Below are 17,166 nucleotides of genomic sequence, written 5' to 3' on the forward strand. Positions count from 1 at the left end.
AACGGCGGGAATATGGCAGATAGTAGTAAAAACGCAACTGACGCGAGGTTCATCATTACCGGACTGCCACTTCCTTGAAGCTGCGCCATTTTGTTGTTATAAAAGCATCACTTTAAGAAAATAAATGGATTGATTCATGGAAGAAGCCAGGATTGCTTTTCCGGTTGGCAAAGGGCAGGTTAACAGGGCTAAGTTAGGGTAAACCACATGAAAAAAATAGCATGTACTTCTTTGCTAATAGCGTTATTGGCCTCATTACAATCCAAGGCCTCTATTAGTTTGGTCAAGAATGAGGATCAAGCCTTATCAAATGAAGTGGTAAAATATGGAAATGCCAGAGGGGTCGTTGATATAAAAAGTCAGAGCGAACAGAGCTTTGACATTATTGAAGATGGAAAATACATAGGAACAATAGTTCCAGCCAAAGGATTTCATAAAAACTATTACCCGTTATGCTTTATTGGCTGGTCTACTGACAAAAAAACAATATCAGATATTGTTCCATCAATAGGACAAGGATCCTTTGAGCTTTCACTCTGCTCAACGCTTGATGGAGTAGGGAAAATAGAGGAAAAAGAAAGAACCTTTATTGGTTTTGTGTACACCGTAGGACTGAGAGACAGATATGCTCAAAACTACTTTCTAATAGAGCTGAACAAAGGAAACAAAACTATAGAAGACAAGAGCCAGCTCATTGAAAGATTTCAAAACGATTCAGAAAAGAAAAGTATAGCTGACCTTAGAAAAGACATAAAGAAAATCGACAAGAGAAAACAATGAAGAAAACACTAACAACAATAATATTGTCGGCATCACTTCAAGCTCATGCATCGATTACGTTAGCCCCTATGGACGGCAATCACTTTTTATCACAATCAGCTACAAAAATTCAGCATCTGGGAATAGACCAGATAAAAATACATAAGGGTCAATCTTTTAACATCATTGAAAATGAGGAATATATAGGAACATTAATTCCTGCCGAAGGGTATTATAATCAATATAATCCATTGTGTTTTATTGGCTGGTCGATAGACAAAAAAGAAATTAGTAATATTATTCAGTCTATTGGTCAGGGTGATTTCGAAAACTCAATCTGCCTAAGCCTCGATGCAGTTGGGAAGATCGAGGTAAAAGAGAAGACATATATAGGATTTGTTTATACAGTTGGATTAAGAAATAGACGAGCGAAAAACTATTTCTTGCTTGAGCTAGATAAAGATAAAAAAACCATCGTAGACAAAAGCACACTTACCGACAGCCTACAAAATAATGGCGATGAAAAAAGCATTGCGATGCTCAGAAAATATCTTTCTCAAAATACATTACGTTAACCTAAATTTATCTGTATTAAATAAAAACTTGATCTGGCTGCGTTCTATATTAGAACACGGTTAGATCTTACAGTCGGCAACGAGCGAGAAGAGGATATTAACGCAAGTGGGCGTTATAAATTATTATGCACGACTACCATCAGGTAGTTGTAACTTCAAATTTTCATTAAACTCCTGGGGCGTCATTATAGAAGCAATATCACTTAAATCTCCGATAGGTAAAATATAAGGTCCGGGTTTTTTATTGTTAGTCTTAATTTTCACTCTGTACTCACGCTGATGAGCGAAAAGACTTCGTTTTTGAAAGCCAAGATTATCTTTTGCCATATATCCGTGATACTTATTCTCATCAAAATAGTCGACCAATCCAAGATGACCGGCAAATTTTTTTTCCACAATTGCGGCACGGCAACGGTCGATAAATTTCGAAGCATTCAAAACAACTACACAGAATTTACCTAAACCAAAACATGATTTATGAAGTTCAATAGTACGCTTAAAATCAGATAAAGTTTCTGTTGAAACTGAACTATATCCTCGGCTATTCAATGAGTATATACAAAAAACATTATGGTCTAATAAATCCTCTCCATGAATGACTATTGGTGCTGCATGATCTGAAGCCGGAATTGTAACCTCACCAATTTTTACCTCTCTTAATTTCTCAGGTTGATAAAGAGCAATAATACCTTCATATTCATCACCACGTAACTCACCATTTTCATCTTTGTATTCCTTGAATGAGCGGATTGTGTTCATGAAAAGCTTACCTTTAAGAAAATCTTCTGCATATTCCTTACATTCAAACAATTTGACGAACGCAAATATTGTAGACATTTCTCCCCCTTTGGTTTCATGGAGATTGCTTAACGCTTTCTGAGAAGCTTATTTATCAGAATCCCAAATTTTTTCGTGCAAGTCTGACCTATTTCCGGTTAATTAGCATACCTGAAATGTAAGCATATCCGCCACTGGCACAAAGCTATCCGTCAGATTAGTTATAATTCTGTACCACAAAATTATCAATTCAAACCTGAGTTAATATAGCTTAAATTTAATTATCAAACATTTAAATTAAATAGTATTTTTATAACAAAACCTCAAAATAAGTAGCATTATCCTCACGGTTAACGGAAAGCACAATAAACTTATTTTTATCTGGCGATTCCCACACTTCTCGGTAGCCGTCATCTATCTTAATCATAAAACCTAATGATTTAACATAGTTCCTTAACGTATTAATATCCTTAGTGTTTTCAAAATATACACCCATCACCTGCTTCCCTGGCCCCTCTGCATCGCCATATTTGATTTGATAATTTTGAGATATTTTTGGTACGTTTTTTATTATTGGTTCAGTTATACTACTATCTTCCAAAGAAGAAATTTGATTTTCTGAACTATTATTATAAAACAAAAAATAAGCGATCGATGCTCCTAAGAGGAAAAACAATATTATAGATTTATTTCTCATTTAATCACCATTAAAGTAATTATTATGTATCTCAGTACCATCCTCTACTGCAATACCAACTTTATCTGATGTGAAACGAGAGTATGGTTTTATAGTTAGCATAAACGATGGCAAAAACCCCCAATATGGTCTTGAATTTGGATATTTATCTGGCTCAGGGAACAACATAGGCCTGAATGTTTTATTCTTAAATGAGCCAATAGGGCCATAAAAATCCCATCGTTTCAAAGCACTTTCTTTACTCACAGGTCTTAATTCAGGAAAGTAATTCTTATTATATATTGCCCGATAAAAGCCAAGTAAATCAGACACCAAGTCTTCACCGCTAAATCCACTGTCAGTAATAGTGCTGAAAGGGAACGAGTCCTGCAAATTCTCAAATCGAAAAGCCACCTTCATCATCATGGCAAGAGCAATACTATATCTTTCATATAAAGTAGTTCCTTTCTTTATTCTCCAAACAATATATTTAGATATTCCAACTTTTTTTTTGAATTTCCACATCCCTTGGAAGTACTTGACATCATAGTATGGTTGACTTCCATTTTCACCGGCCTCAAACTGACTCATCAAAGCCTTTATATCAAGACCTTGAGCATGACCCAAATCGACCCACCCCAAAACTTCTGTATAGACTAAACCATAGCTTTTCAAGGTGGCTTCAGAGCCATTTAATATATCTGAGCGTTTACTCATAATCATCTCATTCCATTGAATTTGATATAATCAAGCGATACTACATTGTAGAATCTCTCCAAAACATATAAGAATTTGTGCGCGCAGCAACATTTTCCCACTCAATTGTATTGAATTTGATAGAAATATTTTCACATGGCTGTATATCGTTATGCGTTAATGAGTTTGGATAAAAACTGCTAATATTAGATATTATTGCTCCCAGAAGATTTATCTTAAAGTACAACTCTACCCCTCCAGAAATACTAGTCCTGAAAATGGAAAAATTACATGTCAGCGTTTCATTCTCATTTAATGCTTGAGATATCAATGGTGTGGCTTTATCTATTGGTTTTCGTACCTGAACAGGCTGGAATGATATATTCTCTTCACGCATAATATTGGTATTTAATTCATATATAAATATTTCATCCTCATGCCCAGCCTGATACAAATTCCCTATTGATGGAACAGTAGAACATCCTGCTGATATAAGCCCTTGTTTTTCTCCATGAAGCGAAAGATAAATAATGTTTGCCATATCAAATCCCTGATTACATTAGTTTAGAGGTATAAAGTTACTAACCATTACATTTTATGTCAACGATAAATAAAACCGAAACGGATCAGGCCCAATGCTGCCATAATGCCTCAAAAGGAGTTTTGGTTTTCCACTAACTCGCTCACTAGATATGGAAAAAACCGATTGCTCAGAGGCAACCGGCTTTTCACATGATACCTCCACCTTAACATTTGATAAGCAAAGTACCGCTATTCACTCTATCCCCCCAAATACATCCTTTTCACCTCTGGGTTGGCGAGAATGTCCTGCGCCGGACCGTGCAATGCAATACGTCCGTTTTCCAGCACATAGGCGCGATCGGCGATTTTCAATGCGGCGGTGGCGTTCTGCTCCACCAGCAGGATGGTGATGCCTTCCCTCTGCAACTGCTTGATGGTTGAAAATAATTCGCCTACCACCTTTGGTGCCAGCCCCAGGCTTGGCTCGTCCAGCATCAGCAACACCGGTTCGCTCATCAGCGCGCGGGCGATCGCCAGCATCTGCTGTTCGCCGCCGCTCATGGTGCCCGCCATCTGGCTGCGCCGCTCTTTGAGACGCGGGAACAGCGCGTACATTTTGTCGCGCAGATAGGCGAAATTGACCGGGTTGTTGTAGGCGCCCATGCGCAGGTTTTCCTCAATGGTCAGATTGGTGAACACCTTGCGCCCTTCCGGCACCAGCGCCAGCCCTTTACGCACGATCTGATGCGTTGGGCTGTGGGAAATATCTTCGTTGAGGAAACCGACCGTCCCGGTGGATTTCACCAGATTAATGATGCCGTTAAGGGTCGAGGTTTTCCCGGCGCCGTTACTGCCGATCAGGGTGACGATTTCGCTGTTGTTAACCTCAAGATCGATGCCTTTTAGCCCCTGAATCAGCCCGTAAAACACCTGCAGATCGCTGGCTTTAAGCATAATCGATGTCCCCCAGGTAGGCGGCGATCACCTCGGGGTGATTCACTGCGTCCTGCGGCGTGCCGCTAAATAGCGGTTTGCCGTAATCCAGCACCATCACCCGTTCGCACAGTGTGTTGACGAACGACATATCGTGCTCGATCAGCAGCACCGTCAGGCCGTAGTCGGCGCGCATGCGGAAAATCAGCTGCGCCAGCTCGGCCGTCTCTCGTGGGTTCATGCCGGCCGCCGGTTCGTCCAGCAGTAAGAGCTTGGGCGAGGTCGCCAGCGCGCGGGCAATCTCCACCTTGCGCTGGTTGCCGTAGCTGAGGTTGGTGGCCAGCGAATGCGCGTGTTCGGCGATGCCGATGTATTCCAGCAACGCCATGCCGGTTTCCCGCGCCTGTCGCTCGGCGCGGAAAAAACGGCCGATACGCAGCGCCGCCTCCAAAAACGAGTACGGGATAAAGCGATCGAGACCGATCAGTACGTTCTCCAGCACCGTCATCGACGGAAACAGGCGGATATTCTGGAAAGTACGGGCGATACCGCGGTTGACCACCTGATTGGGTTTCAGCCCGGCCAGCGTCTGTCCGTCCAGCCAGACGGCGCCGCCGGTCGGTTTATAGTTGGCGGTGATCACGTTGAACATCGTGGTTTTACCGGCGCCGTTGGGGCCGATCAGCCCAAAGATCTCCGCCGGGTTGATAGTAAAACTGACGCTATCGATGGCGCGCAGGCCGCCAAATTGCATGGTGACGCCCTCAACGCGCAATAACGGGTTATTTTCCATTCGCGCTTCTCCTGCGGATATCCCAGACTTCCTGCTTGCCCAGCAGCCCTTCACGAGCGAACAGCATGATCACCAGCAGCACCAGCGAGAACACCACCATGCGCAGCCCCGGATGCGCGCCCAGATCCTGTCCGAACAGCGTTAGCGGTTGATCGAGGAAGCGCAGCCACTCGCCGCTGCCGATCACAATGATCGTGCCGAGAATGGCGCCGGTGGTGCTGCCCAGCCCGCCGAGTACGATGATAATCAGCAACTGGAAGGTCAGCATGAAGTCGAACAGATCCGGCGAGATGATGGTCAACAGCGACGCCAGCAGCCCGCCGCCGATCCCCTCGAAAAAGGCGCTGGTGGCGAAAGCGCAGGTCTTGATGCGAAAGGTATTGATGCCCATCGCAATGGCGGCGTCTTCATCGTCACGCACCGCTTTCATGGCGCGGCCGTATTTGGAGTACACCACCTGCAGGATGAACAACACCGCCGCCAGCGCAATGAAACCGCACCAGTACAGAATGTGGCTGACCTGCGGGATCTCGTTCAGGCCGATGGCGCCGTTGGTGAATTGTGGATTGTTGATAGCGAAAATCTTGATGATGAAGCCGAACCCCAGCGTGACGATCGCCAGATAATCGCCGCGCACGCGAAATACCGGAAACGACAGGCACACCGCCACCGCCGCCGCGCATACGCCGCTGATGATCAGCGCCGGCAGAAACGACGCATGTACCGCCAGAATCAGCGGACTGGGCGCCGTCATCTCGAACATGTTGGTTTTAGCGTCCGAGCTCAGCAACAGCAGCGCGGTAATGTAAGCGCCGATCGCCACAAAACCGTTAGGCTCCAGAGACAATTGCCCGGTCACGCCGTTAATCAGGTTATAGCTGACCGCCAGAATCATAAAAATGAAGATGTTACAGAAGATGCGCACGATATAGTCGTCGAACAGCGTATCCAGCCCGATCAGCGCCAGCAAAGCCAGCGCAAACACAGCAAGGTACCCCAGCCACATCGTCGGGGAAGTCCGCGGCATTCTCATCAGAAACGGCTCCTTTCCAGTCGTTCGTCGCCCATGATGCCCACCGGTCGGAACAGCAGCACCAGAATCAAAAACATGAAGGCAAAGGCGTCTTTATAGCCGCCCAGTTCCGGAAACATCGCCACCGCCACCACTTCGGTGAACCCAAGGATAAAACCGCCGATCACTGCGCCGGTGACGCTGCCGATGCCACCCAGCACCGCCGCCGCGAAGGCTTTCAAACCGATCAACACCCCCATCAGCGGATCGATGGAGGGGTAACTGATGGCGTAGAACACGCCGCCCAACGCCGCCAGCGCGCTGCCGAGGGCGAACACGAAGGCGATGATCTGATTGGCGTCGATGCCCATCAGCCGCACGGTGTTGACGTCAAACGCCACCGCGCGGATCGCCATCCCCTGCCGGGTGCGGTACAGAATGCACAGGATCACCGCCAGCAGCGCCAGCGTCATCAACGGTACGATCCAGGCCACATTGGTGACGACGATCGGCCCGAGATTGATGGTCTGATTAAAGAACGGCGGCGACTCGAAGTAGCGCGGGCTACCGCCGAACACCACATTGAACAGGTTCTCCAGAAAAAAGCTGACGCCGATGGCGGTGATCAACATCGAGATCTTCGATGCCTGCCGCAGCGGGCGGTAAGCGATTTGATCGATGGCGATCCCCAGCAGCGCGGCGATGAGAATCGCGAGAATCACGGCGGCCCCGAAAGGCAGCCCGAGGGAAGTAAAACCGAGCAGGGCCATAAAAGCCCCGACCATCATGATATCGGCATGAGCAAAGTTGATCAGCCGCAGCACGCCGTACACCATGGTGTAGCCGATAGCGATCAGCGCGTACATGCTGCCAAGGCTCATGCCATTGACCACTTGCTGTAAGAAAACGGCAAGATCCATCATGTCATCCTTTACTGTTAGGCGGCGCCCCGCCTTTTTATTCGCGGATGCCGCTGGCGGCAAGGGTTCCGCGCGGCAGGGCGCCAGCCGTGAAGTGTGGTAGACCAGACCAGCGGCGAGTCACGCAGCGGCGCGGAAAAAATAGGGCATCCGCTTTCTGCATTATCGGGCTTGTCCATCGGCTCCTGTGAACCCGCGTCCTGCGCGTTGATAGCGGCATGTCGGCCGCGGGCACCGCCGATTACGGATTGATCACCGTTTTAAACACCATCTCGCCGCCTTTCACCTCGTTGATCACCGCCGGACGAATGGCGTCGCCGTCTTTCAGGGTCAGGGTGCCGGTAATGCCGGTGAAGTTGCTGGTGGCGCGGATCGCCTTGTTGACGCAAACGCGATCGTGCGGATCGCTACAGGTGTTCATGGCGTTGACGATCATCTTGTAGGCATCCGCCGTCATCGCTCCCCAGGTGTGGGTCGGTTCCTTGTATTTGGCGGTCCAGGCTTTGATGAACTTTTCCCCTTCCGGCGTCTGTTCTTTGGCGTTCGGCGAGTAGTAGTCGGTGGTCATCCACCCTTCCACCGCGTCCTGTCCCATTTTGAAGAACACCGGGTCCGCCGCCAGACCGTCGCCGCCAACCACCGGCACCTTCAGCCCGAGCTGTTTGGCCTGCACCGCGATCAGCGCGCCTTCGGTGTAGTAAATCGGCATGTAGATCACGTCCACATTGTGAGATTTGATGGTGGAGAGCTGGGCTTTGAAATCCTTACTGCCGCCGGGCGCCTGTACTTCAATCGGAATGGTGCCGCCATTTTTCAGGAACTGGGTGCGGAACGATTTGGCCAGCCCGACCGAATAGTCATTACTGCTATCGAACATGATGGCGGCTTTCTTCGCTTTCAGATCGCGCGTCGCCAGGTTGGCGCCCACTACGCCCTGAAAACTGTCGGAGAAGCAGACGCGGCTGACGTACTCTTTGCCTTTGGTCACCCGGTCGTTGGTGGCGGTCGGCGAGACGATCGGCGTTTTGGTATCTTCCGCCATCTTGGTCATCGCCATAGTATTGGTGGAGGTTACCTCGCCGATCACCGCGTCCACCTTATCGCTGGACACCAGTCGCTGCATGGCGTTGGCCGCTTCCACTTTGTCGCTCTTGTCGTCAATCACCACCAGCTTGATGGTGTCGCCATTCTTCAGTTTGGTTTCGATACCGTTAATCAGCTCCAGTCCTTTCAGGGACGGCTGACCGTAACCGCTCAATGCACCGCTCAGGGGCAATACCACGCCAATCTTGATGTCATCCGCCCACGCCCCCACTGAAGCCAGTGAAGACGATACGGCTACCGCTGCGACAGTAAATCTGAAAAATTTGTTCTTCATGATCGCCTCTTCAAAAATAAACATCACATTTCAGCTATGAAATGACGCTGTATACAGGGTGATAAAAAGAAGATCTGTGTGACAGGATATCCAGGCTGTTCACCGGGGAAGAGGCAGCAATAAATATGCCAAATACACAAAAATAATTAATGTATTAATAATCAAAACGTAAAAGAAAAAGATATGAATAATTTCTAGCTCAGCTGATTAACCGTTAACGCTCATGCACCAATTCGTCACCGCCATGCTTTTTATTAGTGCGAAAACGGCGTAATTTTTCACAGATAAATCAACCAATAGCAAAACATGCCATATTGGTGCTCATGTATTTCCCCATAAATGTATTATTCTCTGTTTATCCTTTTTCGGCCTGCCGGTTTCAGCGATTATTTCTGGAATAATTTCGTTTTCGTCGTTTTATTCTGAGTTGTTTTATTCTGAATGGAATACGCTCAGGTTAAATAAATAAACGTTTTTAACAATGACGCAACGCGCCAGGCCAGCCATCACGATGCAGGGGAATAGCGCTGGACAAATACTGTATGCATATACATAATTTACTGCATTATTTCATTTATCCATCTGACTACACGCCATGACCCTTTCACCACCGCGTCAGGGATTCGTATTGACCCGCCACTGGCAGGACACGCCCGCCGGGGTTCAGGTCGAATGCTGGCTGGCGACCGATAACGGCCCCTGCCGGGTCAGGCTATCGCCGCAGCAGGCCGTGGCGTTTGTGCCGATGCGGCATCAGGCACAGATTACCCAGCTACTGAGCGGTGAAAGGAACTGGCAACTGCGGCCGCTGGCGCTGAAAAACTTCCACCACGAACCGCAACTCGGGCTCTACTGCCTGCAATATCGCCAATTGCTGCGTCTGGAAAAGAAACTGCAGGAAGCGGGGATTCCGGTGTACGAGGCGGATATCCGCCCGCCGGAACGGTTTCTGATGGAGCGCTTTATTACCGCCCCGGTCTGGTTCAGCGGCGAAGAAAGCGCCGATGGTTTGATCGACCAGGTCAGGCTGAAGCCGGCGCCCGACTATCGCCCGCCGCTGAAAACCGTGTCGCTGGATATCGAAACCAGCCGTCACGGCGAGCTGTACTGCATCGGTCTGGAAGGCTGCGGCCAGCGTCAGGTATTTATGCTGGGGCCGGAGAACGGCAACGTCGACGATGCTGGCGATCTGACGCTGGAATACGTCGCCAGCCGCCCGCAACTGCTGGAAAAACTCAACCAGTGGCTGCAAACCCACGACCCGGATGTGATCATCGGCTGGAATCTGGTGCAGTTTGACCTGCGGGTGCTGCAACAGCACGCCGAGCGCTACCGCATTCCGCTACGGTTCGGGCGCGGCGGCCAGGAGCTGGAATGGCGCGAACACGGCTACCGGCAAGGGCACTTCTTCGCCGGCGCGCCGGGCCGGCTGATCGTGGACGGTATCGAAGCGCTAAAATCCGCCACCTGGAACTTTGCCTCGTTCAGCCTGGAATTTGTTTCCCAATCGCTGCTGGGCGAAGGCAAGGCCAGCGATAATCCCTATCAGCGGCTGGAAGAGATTGAACAACGCTTTCAGCAAGACAAGCCCGCGCTGGCGCGCTACAACCTGAAAGACTGCGAACTGGTAACGCGCATTTTCGAGAAAACCCATCTGATGCCTTTTCTGCTGGAGCGCGCCAGCGTGACCGGGCTGGCGGCGGACCGCAGCGGCGGTTCAGTGGCGGCGTTTACCCACCTGTACCTGCCGCGTATGCACCGGGCCGGGTTTGTGGCGCCCAATCTCGGCGAAGTGCCGCCGGAAGCCAGCCCCGGCGGCTACGTGATGGATTCCCGCCCCGGTCTGTACGATTCGGTGCTGGTGCTGGACTACAAAAGCCTGTATCCCTCGATCATCCGCACTTTTCTGATCGACCCGGTCGGTCTGGTAACCGGTTTACAGCAGCCGGATGAGCAACATGCGGTGGAAGGCTTTCGCGGCGCCTGGTTCTCCCGCCGGCACCATTGTCTGCCCGCCATCGTGGAAGGCATCTGGCATGAGCGCGACCTCGCCAAGCAGGAAAACAACAAACCGTTGTCGCAGGCGCTGAAAATCATCATGAATGCATTTTACGGCGTGCTGGGATCCAGCGGCTGCCGCTTTTTCGATCCGCGTCTCGCCTCCTCCATCACCCTGCGCGGCCATGAGATCATGCGCCAGACTCGCTCTCTGATTGAAGCCAAAGGCTATCAGGTGATTTACGGCGATACCGACTCTACCTTCGTCTGGCTTAAGCGCGCTCACCGCGAAGATGAGGCGGATGCTATCGGCCGTGAACTGGTGGCCTATATCAACGACTGGTGGCAACAGCACCTCCACCAGCAGCACGGGCTGAACAGCGCGCTGGAGATGGAGTACGAAACCCATTTTCACCGTTTTCTGATGCCCACCATCCGCGGCGCTGAACTGGGCAGCAAAAAACGCTACGCCGGCATGACCATTACCGGGCAAGGCGAGCAGATGGTGTTCAAAGGGCTGGAAACGGTGCGTTCCGACTGGACGCCGCTGGCGCAGCAATTCCAGCAACAACTTTACCAGCGCATCTTCCACCACGAACCGTATCAGGAATGGGTGCGGGAATACGTGGCGAAGACGCTGAACGGCGAACACGACGACCTGCTGGTGTACCGTAAACGCCTGCGTCACAAACTGAGCGACTATCAGCGTAACGTGCCGCCGCAGGTACGCGCCGCCAGAATGGCCGACGACTACAACCGCCAGCATGACCGGCCGTTGCAATACCAAAGCGGCGGCTGGATAAGCTACGTCATCACGGTGAATGGTCCGGAACCGCTGGAGAATCGCCGCTCGCCGTTGGATTACAGTCACTACGTGGAAAAGCAGTTACAACCAGTGGCCGATGCGATACTGCCTTTCATTCACGATGATTTTGCTACACTGATTACCGGACAGATGGGGCTATTTTAACAATCCGATGGTGCCTGACAGGTGACGAACAGGCTACCATCCAGTACCATAGCGCCCTTTCAAAAATATCAGGCGTGAGTCCACGTCTGTCTGTTAGACAGCGGTCAATTAAATATACCCTAAATAATTCGGGTTGCAGGAAGGCGGCGACGCAGCGAATCCCCGGAAGCTTACTCAAGTAAGTGACCGGGATGAGCCAAGGAAGCCAACGCACCTGCAACTTGAAGTATGACGGTTATAACCGGAATACCCGGGGCGTTCCCCACACCCGCATCACAGGCTGTGCCCGACATCACCACTGTCGCGCAGGGCGGGTCAGGTATTGCCGGACGCAGGGGTCGGCGGCCCTCTGTTCAGACATTCTCCGACAACGACGAGTATCGAGCTTAGAATTTATGCCTTTTACACTTGGTCAACGCTGGATCAGCGATACAGAAAGCGATTTAGGATTGGGTACGGTAGTGGCGATGGATGCCCGCATGGTCACTCTGCTGTTTCCGGCCAGTGGCGAAAACCGTCTCTATTCAAGAAATGACGCCCCCATTACCCGTGTCATGTTCAATCCCGGCGATACCGTCACCAGCCACGAAAGCTGGCAGTTACGGGTGGAGGACGTGCGTGACGAGAATGGTCTGCGCACCTATATCGGCCAGCGGCTGGACACCGATGAACCCGCCGAACTGCGGGAAGTGTTCCTCGACAGCAAGCTGACGTTCAATAAGCCGCAGGATCGGCTGTTCGCCGGTCAAATCGACCGAATGGATCGCTTTGCGCTGCGTTACCGCGCGCACCGTCACCAGCTCGAACAGGCGTTGCAGCCGTGGGGCGGACTGCGCGGCATGCGCGCCAGCCTGATTCCGCACCAGTTGCATATCGCCCGCGAAGTGGGCCAGCGCCATGCGCCGCGCGTGCTGTTGGCGGACGAAGTGGGGCTGGGCAAAACCATTGAAGCCGGCATGATTATCCACCAGCAGTTGCTGGCGGGCCGGGCGGAACGCGTGCTGATCGTGGTGCCGGAAACATTACAGCATCAGTGGCTGGTGGAGATGCTGCGCCGCTTCAACCTGCTGTTCTCGCTGTTCGACGACGAGCGCTACGCCGAAGCCCGCCTTGACAGCGACAACCCGTTTGAAACCGAGCAGTTGATCATCTGTTCGCTGGATTTTGTACGCCGCAACCCGTCCCGTTTCGAACAACTGCTGGACGCCGACTGGGACCTGCTGGTGGTGGACGAAGCGCACCATCTGGTATGGAGCGAAGCCGCGCCCAGCGCCGGATACAAGGCGGTCGAGCGTCTGGCGCGCGCCATCCCCGCGGTGCTGTTGCTGACCGCGACGCCGGAACAATTGGGTCAGGAGAGCCACTTTGCCCGTCTGCGGCTGCTCGATCCGAACCGTTTCCATGACTACCACGAGTTTATCGCCGAACAACAGCAATACCGCCCGGTGGCCGACGCGGTCACCCTGTTGCTGAGCGGCAACAGCATCAACGACAGCGATCGCAACGCGCTCGGCGACATGCTGGGCGAGCAGGATATCGAGCCGCTGCTGAAGTCCATCGCCAGCGACAGCGACGACAGCGCCGCGGCGCGTCAGGAACTGATCACCATGCTGATGGACCGCCACGGCACCAGCCGCGTGCTGTTCCGCAACACCCGTCAGGGGGTGAAAGGCTTCCCGAAACGCGAACTGCATCAGATCAAGCTGCCGTTGCCGACGCAGTACCAGACGGCGATCCGCGTGTCCGGCATCATGAATGCCCGCAAATCCGCTGAAGACTGCGCGCGCGACATGCTCTATCCGGAGCAGATCTATCAGCAATTTGAAGACGACAACGCCACCTGGTGGAGTTTCGATCCGCGCGTCGAATGGATGCTGGATTTTCTGACCAGCCACCGCGACGAGAAGGTGCTGGTGATCTGCGCCAAGGCGGCCACCGCGCTGCAACTTGAGCAGGTGCTGCGCACCCGCGAAGCCATCCGCGCCGCGGTGTTCCACGAAGGGCTGTCGATTCTGGAACGCGACCGCGCCGCCGCGTACTTCGCTTCCGCAGAGGAAGGCGCGCAGGTGCTGATCTGTTCCGAGATCGGTTCCGAAGGCCGCAACTTCCAGTTCGCCAGTCACCTGATCATGTTTGATCTGCCATTCAACCCGGATCTGCTGGAACAGCGCATCGGTCGACTGGATCGTATCGGCCAGAGCCGCGATATCCAGATTCTGGTGCCCTATCTGGAAAACACCGCTCAGGCGCTGCTGGTACGCTGGTACCACGAAGGGCTGGATGCGTTCGAGCACACCTGCCCGACCGGCCGCTCGATTTACGACAGCCACTACGAGCAATTAATCAACCTGCTCGCCAAACCGTCCGAACAGACGGGACTGGACGAGTTCATCCACACCTGTCGCCAGCAGCATGACGCGCTGAAGACCCAACTGGAACAAGGCCGCGACCGCCTGCTGGAGATGCATTCCAACGGCGGCGAACAGGCTCAGGCGCTGGCCGAAGCGATCGCCAAGCAGGATAACGACGTCAATCTGGTGAATTTCGCCCTCAACCTGTTCGACATCATCGGTATTCATCAGGACGACCGCAGCGATAACCTGATCGTGCTAACGCCGTCCGATCATATGCTGGTGCCGGATTTCCCCGGCCTGCCGCAGGACGGTTGCACCATCACCTTCGACCGCGATCAGGCGCTGTCCCGCGAGGACGCGCAGTTCGTCAGTTGGGAACACCCGCTGATCCGCAACGGTCTGGATCTGATCCTGTCCGGCGACACCGGCAGTTGCGCCGTGTCGCTGCTGAAAAACAAGGCGCTGCCGGTCGGCACCCTGCTGGCGGAACTGGTATACGTGGTAGAAGCGCAGGCGCCGAAGAAATTGCAGTTGACTCGCTTCCTGCCGCCAACGCCGATTCGCGTGCTGCTGGACCGCAAAGGCACCAATCTGGCGGCGCAGGTGGAATTCGAGAGCTTCAACCGCCAACTGAGTTCGGTCAATCGCCACACTTCCAGCAAACTGGTGAATGCGGTGCAGGACGATGTGCATGACATGCTGCAGAAAGCCCAACCGTTGGTGGAAGCGCAGGCGCAAGCGCTGATCGCCGACGCGCAGCGCAACGCCGAAACGCAGCTGCGCCGCGAACAGGAGCGGCTGGAAGCGCTCAAGGCGGTCAACCCGAACATCCGTGACGACGAACTGGAGGCGCTGGCAGAACAGCGCGAACAGGTGCTGCTCAACCTGCAGCAGGCCAACTGGCGTCTGGATGCCATCCGTCTGGTGGTGGTGGCGCACCAGTAAGCCCCATCGGTTGTCTATATACTTCGCGGCAAGATCTTCTTGCCGCGATGCCGGAGCCATTCATGGAACCCTACAACCCGCCCCGCGATCCCTGGCTGCACATCCTGTATCAGGATCAGCACATCATGGTGGTGAACAAACCCAGCGGATTGCTCTCCGTTCCCGGCCGCGCCGAGGAACACAAGGACAGCATCATGACCCGCATTCAGGCCGACTTTCCCGCAGCCGAATCCGTCCATCGTCTGGACATGGCGACCAGCGGCGTGATGGTGGTGGCGCTGACCAAAGCGGCGGAACGGGAATTGAAACGCCAGTTCCGCGAACGGGAACCGAAGAAATCCTACATTGCCCGCGTCTGGGGCCATCTGGCGTCGGATGACGGGCTGGTGGATTTGCCGCTGATTTGCGACTGGCCGAACCGCCCAAAACAGAAAGTCTGTTTTGAACAGGGTAAACCCGCTCAGACCGGTTATGCCGTGTTATCACGGGACGGCGACGGCACCACCCGCGTGAAGCTGATGCCGATCACCGGCCGCTCGCACCAGTTACGCGTCCACATGCTGGCGCTGGGCCACCCGATTCTCGGCGACGGCTTCTACGCCCACCCGCAGGCAAAATCCATGGCGCCCCGCTTGCTGCTGCACGCGCAGGAGCTGGCGATCACCCATCCGGCTTTTAACACGCCGATGCATTTTCGCTGCGAAGCGGATTTCTAGCGCACGTGCCCGGGCGCTAAATCGGGTTCGCAGAAAACGACGATTCCTGCCAAACAAGTGCTAACAGGAGACGGTCAGAGGACAAAGGGAAGAGGATCAGCGGGAAAACTTGTTGATTTTGAGAAACTCATAGGCGGCCTGAATATCCTGCGCTTTGCGCTTGGCCATTTCAATCATGCGCGGCGACAGGCCCTTGCCCATCATCTTATCGGGGTGGTGTTCGCTCATCAGTTTACGGTAAGCCCGTTTCACCGTGGCGGCGTCATCGCTGCTGCGCACTCCCAGCGTGCGGCAGGCGCTCTCAACCGTCGGCCCATGCGACGACACAGGCGGCCGCTGGCCGTAAGACTGTCCGCCATACGACTGGTTTCGCCGCTGGTAAGATTTGTTGCCCTGACGCGATGACTGATTGCTGTTTTGTCGGGACTGATAATTACTGTTCTGCCGCGACTGATGGCTGCCCTGTCGTGATTGATAATTGTTGCCCTGCCGCGACTGGTAACCGCTGCTGTTGTTCTGTTTTGATGACTGGTGGTTGCCGCGTTCCATATTACGCATGAACAACTCGAACTGTTCGCGGGTCACGCCCAGTTCATCGGCGAACAGATACAGCAACCGCCGCTCGCTAGGGTGCAGCGCGCCGTCCACAAACGCCACCTGTAGCTGAATCTCCAGAAACATCCGGATCAAATCAAAGCGGCCGATACAGGCGTCACGCAGTTTGCGCAGTTTGCCGCGTACCGGAAACTGGCTGGCTTTGCCTTCGCGAAACGCCTGTTGCGCGGCATTGCGCGCCTCGCCATGCAGTTCCAGCCGGTCCATCATGGTGGTGGCGATACGGATATCGGACTCCGTCACCCGGCCTTTCGACTTGGCCAGATGCCCCATCGCCTGAAAGGTTGTCAGACAAAACAGCGCCTGGCGGGTGGCTTGCGCGGAAAAAAAGTCGCGCTGACGGGATGCACGGGCTCTGTCAAGCAAATGACCCAACAACAGTCCGATTATCAACCCGCCGACACCGGCGCTGGACGCAATCCCCAGCGCTAGCCCCAGCAACTTTCCCCAATACCGCATATACTCCTCAAATCCCCATGCCGTCGGCCAAAAATTGCTTTATCATACCCGTCATTTATCTTTGCTCC

15 protein-coding genes are annotated in these 17,166 nt (G+C 52.6%); 5 read left to right on the forward strand and 10 right to left on the reverse strand.

What is annotated here, in order from left to right; all coding sequences use genetic code 11:
* Positions 1 to 207: 207 nt before the first annotated feature.
* A complete protein-coding gene (locus CVE23_RS19015) occupies positions 208 to 780 on the forward strand; it encodes a hypothetical protein (RefSeq protein WP_100850159.1) in 573 nt (190 codons plus the stop codon).
* Complete coding sequence (locus CVE23_RS19020; RefSeq protein WP_100850160.1) at positions 777 to 1,334, forward strand: hypothetical protein; 558 nt, start codon at positions 777 to 779, stop codon at positions 1,332 to 1,334. Before CVE23_RS19015 ends, CVE23_RS19020 begins: the two co-directional genes overlap by 4 nt.
* A gap of 123 nt (positions 1,335 to 1,457) precedes the next feature.
* Here the strand turns inward: CVE23_RS19020 and CVE23_RS19025 are convergent, their stop codons facing one another.
* The 9 genes from CVE23_RS19025 to CVE23_RS19065 form a co-directional block, all read right to left on the reverse strand.
* Entirely contained in the window at positions 1,458 to 2,171 is a 714-nt protein-coding gene (locus CVE23_RS19025) for a hypothetical protein (RefSeq protein WP_100850161.1), read from the reverse strand.
* A 250-nt stretch (positions 2,172 to 2,421) separates the two neighbouring features.
* A complete protein-coding gene (locus CVE23_RS19030; RefSeq protein WP_225622614.1) occupies positions 2,422 to 2,808 on the reverse strand; it encodes a hypothetical protein in 387 nt (128 codons plus the stop codon).
* Entirely contained in the window at positions 2,809 to 3,504 is a 696-nt protein-coding gene (locus CVE23_RS19035) for a hypothetical protein (RefSeq protein ID WP_100850499.1), read from the reverse strand.
* Positions 3,505 to 3,544: 40 nt separating this feature from the next.
* Positions 3,545 to 4,024, reverse strand: coding sequence for an Hcp family type VI secretion system effector (locus CVE23_RS19040; protein ID WP_071603990.1), 480 nt, complete (start codon positions 4,022 to 4,024; stop codon positions 3,545 to 3,547).
* A gap of 239 nt (positions 4,025 to 4,263) precedes the next feature.
* Positions 4,264 to 4,959, reverse strand: coding sequence for an ABC transporter ATP-binding protein (locus tag CVE23_RS19045; protein WP_038665620.1), 696 nt, complete (start codon positions 4,957 to 4,959; stop codon positions 4,264 to 4,266).
* Positions 4,952 to 5,731, reverse strand: a complete 780-nt coding sequence (locus CVE23_RS19050; protein ID WP_038920252.1) for an ABC transporter ATP-binding protein — start codon at positions 5,729 to 5,731, stop codon at positions 4,952 to 4,954. Before CVE23_RS19050 ends, CVE23_RS19045 begins: the two co-directional genes overlap by 8 nt.
* Positions 5,721 to 6,764 carry a branched-chain amino acid ABC transporter permease gene (locus CVE23_RS19055; protein ID WP_100850162.1) on the reverse strand — a complete coding sequence of 348 codons (1,044 nt, stop codon included), beginning with the start codon at positions 6,762 to 6,764 and terminating at the stop codon, positions 5,721 to 5,723. Before CVE23_RS19055 ends, CVE23_RS19050 begins: the two co-directional genes overlap by 11 nt.
* Positions 6,764 to 7,663, reverse strand: a complete 900-nt coding sequence (locus tag CVE23_RS19060; protein WP_038920254.1) for a branched-chain amino acid ABC transporter permease — start codon at positions 7,661 to 7,663, stop codon at positions 6,764 to 6,766. The genes CVE23_RS19055 and CVE23_RS19060 overlap by 1 nt, the downstream gene beginning before the upstream one ends.
* Positions 7,664 to 7,904: 241 nt before the next feature.
* On the reverse strand, positions 7,905 to 9,041 hold the full coding sequence (locus CVE23_RS19065; RefSeq protein WP_038669270.1) for an ABC transporter substrate-binding protein: 1,137 nt from the start codon (positions 9,039 to 9,041) through the stop codon (positions 7,905 to 7,907).
* 595 nt (positions 9,042 to 9,636) lie between these two features.
* Here CVE23_RS19065 and CVE23_RS19070 point away from each other — a divergent pair.
* The 3 genes from CVE23_RS19070 (at position 9,637) to rluA (ending at position 16,024) form a co-directional block, all read left to right on the forward strand.
* A complete protein-coding gene (locus tag CVE23_RS19070) occupies positions 9,637 to 12,009 on the forward strand; it encodes a DNA polymerase II (RefSeq protein ID WP_100850163.1) in 2,373 nt (790 codons plus the stop codon).
* A 395-nt stretch (positions 12,010 to 12,404) separates the two neighbouring features.
* Positions 12,405 to 15,308 carry an RNA polymerase-associated protein RapA gene (rapA, locus tag CVE23_RS19080; protein WP_100850164.1) on the forward strand — a complete coding sequence of 968 codons (2,904 nt, stop codon included), beginning with the start codon at positions 12,405 to 12,407 and terminating at the stop codon, positions 15,306 to 15,308.
* Between the two features lie 62 nt (positions 15,309 to 15,370).
* Positions 15,371 to 16,024: a bifunctional tRNA pseudouridine(32) synthase/23S rRNA pseudouridine(746) synthase RluA gene (gene rluA, locus CVE23_RS19085; protein ID WP_100850165.1), complete on the forward strand. Its 654-nt coding sequence runs from the start codon at positions 15,371 to 15,373 to the stop codon at positions 16,022 to 16,024.
* 96 nt (positions 16,025 to 16,120) lie between these two features.
* On the opposite strand, the gene djlA is transcribed toward rluA, so the two are convergent.
* Positions 16,121 to 17,098: a co-chaperone DjlA gene (gene djlA, locus CVE23_RS19090; protein WP_038665599.1), complete on the reverse strand. Its 978-nt coding sequence runs from the start codon at positions 17,096 to 17,098 to the stop codon at positions 16,121 to 16,123.
* Positions 17,099 to 17,166 lie beyond the last annotated feature (68 nt).

Origin of the sequence: Dickeya fangzhongdai, assembly GCF_002812485.1 — a bacterium.
In the GTDB taxonomy this organism is placed as follows: Bacteria; Pseudomonadota; Gammaproteobacteria; order Enterobacterales; family Enterobacteriaceae; genus Dickeya; species Dickeya fangzhongdai.

What these genes read in the sequence shown, in the direction of transcription:
- CVE23_RS19015 (WP_100850159.1), top strand. Translation starts at nt 208, where the DNA reads ATGAAAAAAATAGCATGTACTTCTTTGCTAATAGCGTTATTGGCCTCA.
- CVE23_RS19020 (WP_100850160.1), top strand. Translation starts at nt 777, where the DNA reads ATGAAGAAAACACTAACAACAATAATATTGTCGGCATCACTTCAAGCT.
- CVE23_RS19025 (WP_100850161.1), bottom strand. Translation starts at nt 2,171, where the DNA reads ATGTCTACAATATTTGCGTTCGTCAAATTGTTTGAATGTAAGGAATAT.
- CVE23_RS19030 (WP_225622614.1), bottom strand. Translation starts at nt 2,808, where the DNA reads ATGAGAAATAAATCTATAATATTGTTTTTCCTCTTAGGAGCATCGATC.
- CVE23_RS19035 (WP_100850499.1), bottom strand. Translation starts at nt 3,504, where the DNA reads ATGAGTAAACGCTCAGATATATTAAATGGCTCTGAAGCCACCTTGAAA.
- CVE23_RS19040 (WP_071603990.1), bottom strand. Translation starts at nt 4,024, where the DNA reads ATGGCAAACATTATTTATCTTTCGCTTCATGGAGAAAAACAAGGGCTT.
- CVE23_RS19045 (WP_038665620.1), bottom strand. Translation starts at nt 4,959, where the DNA reads ATGCTTAAAGCCAGCGATCTGCAGGTGTTTTACGGGCTGATTCAGGGG.
- CVE23_RS19050 (WP_038920252.1), bottom strand. Translation starts at nt 5,731, where the DNA reads ATGGAAAATAACCCGTTATTGCGCGTTGAGGGCGTCACCATGCAATTT.
- CVE23_RS19055 (WP_100850162.1), bottom strand. Translation starts at nt 6,764, where the DNA reads ATGAGAATGCCGCGGACTTCCCCGACGATGTGGCTGGGGTACCTTGCT.
- CVE23_RS19060 (WP_038920254.1), bottom strand. Translation starts at nt 7,663, where the DNA reads ATGGATCTTGCCGTTTTCTTACAGCAAGTGGTCAATGGCATGAGCCTT.
- CVE23_RS19065 (WP_038669270.1), bottom strand. Translation starts at nt 9,041, where the DNA reads ATGAAGAACAAATTTTTCAGATTTACTGTCGCAGCGGTAGCCGTATCG.
- CVE23_RS19070 (WP_100850163.1), top strand. Translation starts at nt 9,637, where the DNA reads ATGACCCTTTCACCACCGCGTCAGGGATTCGTATTGACCCGCCACTGG.
- rapA (WP_100850164.1), top strand. Translation starts at nt 12,405, where the DNA reads ATGCCTTTTACACTTGGTCAACGCTGGATCAGCGATACAGAAAGCGAT.
- rluA (WP_100850165.1), top strand. Translation starts at nt 15,371, where the DNA reads ATGGAACCCTACAACCCGCCCCGCGATCCCTGGCTGCACATCCTGTAT.
- djlA (WP_038665599.1), bottom strand. Translation starts at nt 17,098, where the DNA reads ATGCGGTATTGGGGAAAGTTGCTGGGGCTAGCGCTGGGGATTGCGTCC.